Genomic DNA, 1,208 nt, shown 5'->3' with positions numbered 1-1,208 from the left:
CGCCGGCACGGCCGCAGGGCCGCCCATCCGTGTCGTGGTGGTGGATGACTCGGCGTTCGTGCGAACGGCGCTCACGCACACGCTCGAGCGCGAACCCGGCATCGAGGTCGTGGCCACCGCCGGCGACGCGTATGAGGCCCGCGACCGCATCGTCGAGCTCGATCCGCACGTCGTCACGCTCGACTTGCAGATGCCGAGGCTGGACGGGGTCTCGTTCCTGCGCCGGCTCATGACGCATCACCCGATGCCGGTCGTGGTCGTCTCGGCGTTCACCTCCGACGGCAGCGCGCAGGCCGTCGAGGCGCTCGAGGCGGGCGCGACCCATGCGATCGCCAAGCCCCCCGCCGACGGATCTCGCGAGGAGTTCGAGTCTCGTCTCGTCGAAGCCGTGAAGGTCGCCGCGCGAACCTCGGTCGGGGTCCGCGGCGTGCAGCGGTGGGCGGAGACGGGGCTCGCAGCGCGTCACGCTCCGGGCGCGATCGTCGCCATCGGCGCCTCGATCGGCGGTCCTCAGGCGCTCGCGGAGGTGGTTTGCGCGCTCCCGCCCTCAGCGCCGCCTGTGCTGCTCGTCCAGCACATGCCGGCGGAGTTCACCCGCGGTTTCGCGGCGCGTCTCGACACGCTCGGCGCTGTCCGGGTGCGCGAGGCCGAGGCCGGCGACATCCCGGAACCGGGCACGGTGCTCGTAGCGCCCGGGGGGACGCACATGGTGCTCCTTGAGCGCCCAAGCGGACGTGTCATCGAGCTCCGACGTGGGCCGGCGGTGTCGTCCCACCGGCCGTCGATCGACGTGCTGTTCACGTCCGTGGCACGCACCGCGGGCTCCGACGCCGTCGGCGTGATCATGACCGGCATGGGCCACGACGGCGTGGCCGGGCTCGCGGCGATGCGCAAGGCAGGTGCGGCGACGCTCGCGCAGGACGGGCCCACGAGCGTGGTCTTCGGGATGGGGAAGCTCGCGCTCGAGTCAGGCGCGGCGGCCGAGGCGCTCCCGCTGGGGCGTTTGACCTCCCGGATCCTCGAGCTCGCCGGCGCGCGCCCGTCAGGGAAGCGGGACGGACACGCGCACCTCGGCGCCCCCGCCGGGGCCTGACCGCACCTCCAGCGAGCCTCCGAGCGAGCGCACGCTCTCTTCCACACTGAAGAGTCCGAACGAACCGGACCGCGTCGAAGACGGGTTGAAGCCCGACCCGTCGTCACTCACCGTG

Annotated in this window: 1 protein-coding gene; it reads left to right on the top strand. The window is 72.9% G+C overall.

What is annotated here, in order from left to right; genetic code table 11:
- Window positions 1-25 precede the first annotated feature (25 nt).
- Window positions 26-1,093, top strand: a complete 1,068-nt coding sequence (cheB, locus tag FDZ70_11015) for a chemotaxis-specific protein-glutamate methyltransferase CheB (protein TLM65591.1) — start codon at window positions 26-28, stop codon at window positions 1,091-1,093.
- Window positions 1,094-1,208 lie beyond the last annotated feature (115 nt).

The organism is Actinomycetota bacterium, assembly GCA_005774595.1.
Lineage (GTDB): Bacteria > Actinomycetota > Coriobacteriia > Anaerosomatales > D1FN1-002 > D1FN1-002.
This window is presented reverse-complemented; position numbering and strand designations above follow the sequence as displayed.